The organism is Synechococcus sp. H55.9 (genome assembly GCF_047462355.1).
Taxonomy (GTDB): Bacteria; Cyanobacteriota; Cyanobacteriia; order Thermostichales; family Thermostichaceae; genus Thermostichus.
The window spans coordinates 1,586-8,094 of sequence record NZ_JANSJB010000066.1 but is presented as its reverse complement, the minus strand read 5'-3'; the positions used below and the strand labels follow the sequence as shown (position 1 = coordinate 8,094).

General features: G+C 63.2%; 5 protein-coding genes and 1 pseudogene. 1 reads left to right on the top strand and 5 read right to left on the bottom strand.

Annotated features, from left to right (window positions below):
- Nucleotides 1–1,253 (bottom strand): FAD-dependent oxidoreductase (locus tag NW857_RS09285; protein ID WP_414368754.1); only part of this gene is annotated, 1,253 nt, incomplete at its 3' end.
- 71 nt (nucleotides 1,254–1,324) lie between these two features.
- On the opposite strand from NW857_RS09285, the gene metG reads away from it, so the two are divergent.
- Entirely contained in the window at nucleotides 1,325–2,875 is a 1,551-nt protein-coding gene (gene metG / locus NW857_RS09280; RefSeq protein WP_414368752.1) for a methionine--tRNA ligase, read from the top strand.
- Nucleotides 2,876–2,878: 3 nt separating this feature from the next.
- Here metG and NW857_RS09275 read toward each other — a convergent pair whose 3' ends face one another.
- The 4 genes and pseudogenes from NW857_RS09275 to NW857_RS09260 form a co-directional block, all read right to left on the bottom strand.
- A complete protein-coding gene (locus tag NW857_RS09275) occupies nucleotides 2,879–3,418 on the bottom strand; it encodes a hypothetical protein (protein ID WP_414334786.1) in 540 nt (179 codons plus the stop codon).
- The gene (locus tag NW857_RS09270) at nucleotides 3,415–3,786 is read right to left on the bottom strand and encodes a YtxH domain-containing protein (RefSeq protein WP_414334785.1); all 372 of its coding nucleotides are present in this window, start codon (nucleotides 3,784–3,786) and stop codon (nucleotides 3,415–3,417) included. Before NW857_RS09270 ends, NW857_RS09275 begins: the two co-directional genes overlap by 4 nt.
- Before the next feature lie 96 nt (nucleotides 3,787–3,882).
- On the bottom strand, nucleotides 3,883–6,312 hold the full coding sequence (priA, locus tag NW857_RS09265; RefSeq protein ID WP_414368761.1) for a primosomal protein N': 2,430 nt from the start codon (nucleotides 6,310–6,312) through the stop codon (nucleotides 3,883–3,885).
- Nucleotides 6,312–6,509: pseudogene (locus NW857_RS09260) on the bottom strand (hypothetical protein); the annotation flags it as partial. The pseudogene NW857_RS09260 and the gene priA, both read right to left, overlap by 1 nt.

The window sequence follows — 6,509 nt, the reverse complement described above, 5'->3', positions numbered from 1 at the left end:
TAGCGCAGGTAAAAGTCCTTTTGAAAGTCAGGATCCGCCTGCTGCAGGAGAAAATCCGTCCGCCCCGCCACCAGCCAGTAGAAGAAGCCTTTAGCATGTTGCTCGGCCCGCCGCAGCGCCTCTACCCGCAAGCCCCCCATCCAGCCGCCGGGATCCAGATGGGCTTGCAGTTGCTCGTGGGTGAGGATGAGGTTCTTGTCTGGCCCGGTGATGCGCCAGTCGTTGCCCCAGGTCCAGTTCTGCAGGGATTGATCCCCCACCCGGATGGCCTCTTCCCCAAAGCCAAATACCTGTCCCCGGATGCGGCGGTAGGTGAAGACCAGAGCAAAGTTAAAGCGCGGCTGTTCAAAGCTGTAGTAGGGGCCGTGCAGCGGGTCGTTGTAGAACTCCGGCTTGATGGGCACCTGGGGCACAGCGGAGCGCTCGACAACAAAGGTGTAGGTAAACCCCTGGGTGCAGTAGGGATCCCTGTAGGGCTTGGAGCTGGGCTCCCAGCGGCTTTCCCCATCCGTGCCAAGGCGGTAGGGCACCCGCACCAGGGGCAACAGTTCGCCGGTTTCGGTAGCATCGATTACTACCCAAGGTAGGGTTTTGCCCTGCCGCTGCGGCGGCGGCTCAAAGCGCAGGATCTCTTTGTCCCAGTCTGCGGTGGGCTCTAGGCGGTAAAAATCCAGCAAGTAGGTGGAGAGATCCCCCCGATTCTCCGGCTGGACGCCGGCGTGTTTGGGAATATTGCGGATGGCCTGCACACTGCGGACTTGGTAATTCTCAATCTCCACGTCCTTGACCACCGTCTCGGTAAACAGCCGCAACTGCCCCGACTGCAGGTAGGGATCCAACATCTCTCGGATGACCTGGTGGCCCACCTGGGGTGAGAAGCAGAGCACGCTCACCCAGCACTTGCCGGGGTTGGGATCACCGCCGTACTTTTCCCGCACCCGGCGGCGAAACTCTCTATAGCCCTGGGGAAAGATCTCGTTTTCCCGCTGCAGGGGCCGCTCATCCAAAGCCGAGACCCCCTGGGCGCTCACCTGGCCGCCAATCCAGTCGGTCATTTCGGTCATGCACACCTGTCGCCCCAAGCGCAGGGCATCGTAGGCCGCCGCCACCCCCCCCAGCCCGCCCCCAGCGATGAGGATCTCGCAAGGGATGCGGGTTTCCGGCAGAGGCTGGGCCAGAGCCGCCCCGGCGCCCAAGATCCCGGCCCCCAGGGCACCGCAGCCCCATCCCTTTAGGTTGAATGCCAGCTTCATCCCTGCCCCGTAACTCGGCCTGCCGGACTTTCCGGCAACTTTTATCATGGGGGAAAGCGCTGCAACTGCTCATGCCGGATTCCACCTTCGTCATCACCACACCCATCTACTACGTCAACGCTGCCCCCCACATCGGCAGCGCCTACACCACCATGGCAGCGGATGCCATCGCCCGTTACCACCGCCTGCGGGGCAAGGATGTGCTGATGGTAACGGGAACTGACGAGCACGGCCAGAAGATCCAGCGCACCGCTGAAGAGCGCGGCCTTCCGCCGCAGCAGCACTGTGACGAGATTGCCGCCCAGTTTGTAGAGCTTTGGCGGTTGCTGGATATCCGCTACGACCGCTTTATCCGCACCACTGACCCTCGCCACAAGGCCATTGTGCGGGAGTTTTTTCAGCGGGTTTGGGAGCAGGGGGATATCTTTGTTGGCCGGCAGCAGGGCTGGTACTGCGTTGCCTGCGAGGAGTTCAAGGACGAGTCAGAGCTCCTAGAAGGTGGGTTTTGCCCCCTTCACCCCAACAAGAAAGTGGAGTGGAAAGACGAAGAAAACTACTTTTTTCGCCTCTCTCGCTACCAGGAAAAACTGGAAGCCCTCTATGCGGAGCACCCGGAGTTCATTCAACCGGAAAGCCGCCGCAACGAGGTCATGAACTTTGTCAAGCAGGGCCTGCGGGACTTTTCCATCTCTCGCCCCAGCGTCTCCTGGGGGATCCCCTTCCCGGCGGATCCCAGCCAAACCCTTTACGTTTGGTTTGATGCCCTCATTAACTACCTCAGCGCCGCCTTGGATCCTCACGACGAGCCCACCCTGGAGAACGCCCTGCGCCGCTACTGGCCTGCCGATGTGCATCTAGTGGGTAAGGACATCGTCCGTTTTCATGCCATCTACTGGCCGGCCATGCTCATGTCGGCAGGGCTGCCGCTGCCTAAACAAATCTTTGGCCACGGCTTTCTCACCAAAGATGGCCTCAAGATGGGCAAAAGCCTGGGGAACACGCTGGATCCCTTTGAGCTGGTGCAACGCTACGGCGCCGATGCCGTGCGCTACTATTTCTTGACCGAAATTGAGCTGGGCAAGGATGGCGACTTTAGCGAGGGCCGCTTCATCGAGGTTCTCAATGCTGACCTCGCCAACGACCTGGGGAATCTGCTCAACCGCACCCTCAATATGCTCAAAAAATACCAGCCCGACTACCGCATTCCCCCGGTGCAGATCGCAGCGGATCACCCCCTCAAAACCCTGGTCGAGCGCCTAGCCCCGGCGGTGGCCGATGCCTACGAGCGGCTGGATCCCAGCTCCGCTGCCCGCAAAGCCCTTAGCTTGGCCCAAGCCAGCAACAAATACCTTGACGAGCAGGCTCCCTGGACGCTGCACAAGCAGGGGCAAAGCGAACAGGTGGCCCAGATCCTCTACGCCGTTTTGGAAAGCGTGCGCTGGGTGGCGGTAGCCCTTTCGCCCATTATTCCTAGCCTCAGCCTCAAGATCCTGCAGCAGATGGGGTTTCCTTTGCAGGATGTTACCCAATTGCGCTGGGATCCAGACGCCAGTTGGGGCCGGCTTCCCGCCGGGCAAGAGCCCCAACCTCCTGTGCCCGTCTTCCAGAGGATTCTCAGATAGCTCTCACGGGTTGGTGGCATCGGGTCGGGAAGGCTGCGCATTGGGGGGGGATCCCTCTGGCGTTGCCTTGCTGGCAAAAGAGCGCATATCTCCCAAGGGAATGCTTGGCGCAGCAGCAGAAAAAGGCCGACCAGCTTGGCCTGAGCGCAACTGAGGGTTACGCATGGCGGTGGGGGGAGTCTCGCTGGACAGCGCCTGCCAGGCCGCCCGTACCCCTGCCCAAAGGCTGCGGACATTGACCTGAGCGCCGCGGGCTTGGTTGCGGGCCCCTTCCAGGGAGCGGTTCACCTGCTTCACCACCTGTCCGGCCCCCTTGACCCCTTCGTCGAGGCTGTCGGCGATCTCGCTCACTTCCAAGCTGGTCAGACGCAAAGCCTCCAGCGTAGGGGGCAATTCCCGCAGCAGCGTGTCGAAAAAGCGTTCCACGCTCTGGGCGGCTCGACCCAATTGAATGACGGCAGGCAGCAGGGTCAGGATCACCGCCAAAATGCCCACTGCCACCAGACCTACCGAGAGGCCCAACCAAAATACCGGCTCGGTCATCGCGCTTCTTCCTGTCGATCTTGGGCTTCTAAGTTTGCTTCTTCCCTGGCCCAGGCGCTGCGGTTTTGGGCTTGGCTCAGTTCTTGTCGTTTTTGCAGCATGGCCTCTTTGCCCACCGCCACCGCCTGCTGCAGTCGTAGCAGTGCTTCGTCCAGACTTTTTTGAGCAGAGTCAAGCAGCTTTTCCGATTGGTATTGCAGGCTGCTGGTCACGTCTTCTGCCACCTCCGGCAGCGCCTCTGCCGATTTTTTCAAGAGTCGCCGCGTCTCCCGTCCGCTGCGGGGAGCTAAGAGCAGGCCAATAGCCGTGCCCACTGCCGTTCCCAGCAACAGCCCACCAATAAACGCGCCGGTTCGGTTCTCCGCCATGCTTTGCCAGAGTTGAGTTGGATACGGGTGGCCCCGAAACCAGACTACCTCAAGATCTCTGCGGATCGACGGGCTTTCTGCTTCTGCTGGCCGCCCCTAGAGAATCCGCAGGGGATCCACATCCAAGCTGACGCGGATCCCTTGGGGGGGATGGCCAATCGCGGTGTGAATCTGTGCAGCGAGCTGGGAGCGATCCCAAGCTTGATCGGGAAGCTGCTTTAACAGGATCTGCCAGCGGTAGCGTCCGGCAACCCGCTCCACCTGGGCCGGCCCCGGCCCTAGCACCTCTGCCGGGATCCCCTGCAGACGTTCGGCCACCTGATGGCAGTAGCGCTCCAGAGCCTCCAGGCGAGTGCTGCTCAAGCGGATCAAGATCAAGGCTCGATAGGGAGGATAGCCCCCCTCTTGCCGTTGCTGTAGCTCGGCCCGCAAAAACCCCTCGTAGTCGTGGGCCAGCACGGCCCGCAAAATCGGGTGCTCCGGCAGATAGGTCTGGATGATCGCCTGCCCCGGCAGGGATCCCCGGCCTGAGCGGCCCGCCACTTGGGTGAGCAGTTGAAAGGTGCGCTCGCCGGCGCGGTAGTCGGGCTGGTGCAACAGGCCGTCGGCAGCCATCACCCCCACCAGCGTCACCTGGGGAATGTCCAGCCCTTTGGTGAGCATCTGGGTGCCCACCAGCACCTGGGCCTTGCCGCTGCGAAACTGCTCCAGCAGCTCCCGGTGGGATCCCTTGCGGCGGGTGGCGTCGCTGTCGTAGCGCAGAATCTCTAGCTGTGGCCAATGCTGGTGCAGCACTTCCACTACTTTTTGCGTGCCGGTGCCGAAGTGCTTCAGGTAGGCGGATCCACAGGCGGGGCAGCGCTGCGGATGGGGCTGGCGGGCGCCGCAGTAGTGGCAGCGCAGCTCTTGCCGGCCCTCCAGGTGAAAGGTGAGGGAGACGTCGCAATGGGCGCAGGTGAGGACAAAGCCGCAGCCGCGGCAGAGGACAAAGGTGCTGTAGCCGCGGCGGGGAACGAAGAGGATGGCCTGTTCCCCCCGCTCCAGCGTCTGCTGCAGGGCCTGGTGCAGACGGCGGCTGAGGATGCTGCGGTTGCCGGCCTGGAGCTCCTGGCGCATATCCACCAGCTCCAGTTGGGGCAGGGTGGTCGGGATCCCAGCTTGGGGAATGCGCTGCGGTAGGGTCAGCCGGATCCACCGCTGCGGATCCTGGAGATGGGCGGCGTAGGTTTCCACCGCCGGTGTGGCACTGCCCAAGACCAAGGGACAGTTGGCCAGCTCGGCCCGCCACTCGGCCACCTGACGGGCGTGGTAGCAGGGCTGGGGCTGATCCTGCTTGAAGCTGTCGTCGTGCTCCTCGTCCAAAACGATGAGGCCGAGGTTGGCTAAGGGGGCAAACACCGCCGAGCGGGCGCCAATCACCACTTGGGGAGTGGCGGTCAACATCTGTCGCCAGGTGTCGTAGCGCTCCCCCTCCGAGAGGCCGCTGTGGTAGGCCCACACCTGGGATCCCAGCCGCGCCCGCAAGCGATCCATCAGTTGTGGGGTAAGGCCGATCTCCGGCACCAGCACCAGCGCCGACCGCCCTTGTTGCAGCACCTGGGCGATCACCTGCAGGTACACTTCCGTCTTGCCAGAACCGGTGACCCCGTGCAGGAGAAACCGCCGGGGCCGACCCAAGGCTTGTCGGATCGCCTCCACCGCCTCGGCCTGGGCTGCCGTCAGGGGCTTGGGCAGATCCCGCCACCCCGGCAAGTGGGCATCTGCCAGCCGCAGCAGCGGTCGCTCGTAGAGGTGGACACGGCCTTTGCGGGCCAGCCCCTGCAACACCGCTCGGCTCACTCCTGCCAAGCGCTCCCACTCGGTGAGCAGCAGCTCCCCCCCTTTTTGCTTGAGGATCTGCAGCGCCTTCTGCTGGGGCAAGCTCAGCCCCTCCGAGGAGTCGTCGGCCAGACTGGCAGCCAGTTGGGTTTTCATCCTACCCCCCTGCTGCTCCTGCCAAAAGCTCTCCACCCAACCCCGTCGCTGCAGTTCCCGCAGGGCCAGCTCGGCGCCGGGCATCTGCTGTTGGATGTAGCGCCAAGACAGCTCTCCCCCTTTGGCCTGCAGCAGCTCCAGCAGGGTTCGGGCAGCCGGCGAACATCCCCCCACCGCTTCCGGGCATCGCACCAGGCGGATACGCCGCTGAGAACGGCTGAGCAAACCAGGGGGCAGAACCGTGCGCACCACCTGGGCCAGAGGGGTAAGGTAGTAGTCGGCCACCCGCTGCAGCAAGGGCCAGAATTCCTTGGGCAGGATCCCTTTGGCCACCACCGCCTCGATCTCCCGCACCGATTGCGGATCCACTCCTGCCGGCAGCTCCGAGCGCCAGCCCAAAGCCACCCCCCCTGCGATCTGTTGACCAAAGGGCACACTGAGCAGGTCGCCGGCCTCTGGGGTGGATCCCTCTGGCACGCGATAGGTAAAGCAACCGCCCAAATGGGGATGATCCACCCACACTTCCAGCCAGCGGGGGGGAAGAGGCTGCATCACGGACGGGGCAAGAACCTGGGCAGATCGACCGCCCGCTTGCTTGCCCGAGCCGGCAGGGGCTGAATTGGGGGCTTGGGAGACAGAGCTTGATCGCTCGCGCCAGCAGGTCTGGAGGTATCGGCACGAGGCGGGACATCCAGGCCCTTGCGCTCCAACGCCGCCTTCAAGCTCAGCACATGCATCTGCTGCTGCTC

Excerpts from the sequence above, each read along its gene's own strand:
- metG (WP_414368752.1), top strand. The coding sequence starts at position 1,325 with ATGCCGGATTCCACCTTCGTCATCACCACACCCATCTACTACGTCAAC.
- NW857_RS09275 (WP_414334786.1), bottom strand. The coding sequence starts at position 3,418 with ATGACCGAGCCGGTATTTTGGTTGGGCCTCTCGGTAGGTCTGGTGGCA.
- NW857_RS09270 (WP_414334785.1), bottom strand. The coding sequence starts at position 3,786 with ATGGCGGAGAACCGAACCGGCGCGTTTATTGGTGGGCTGTTGCTGGGA.
- priA (WP_414368761.1), bottom strand. The coding sequence starts at position 6,312 with ATGCAGCCTCTTCCCCCCCGCTGGCTGGAAGTGTGGGTGGATCATCCC.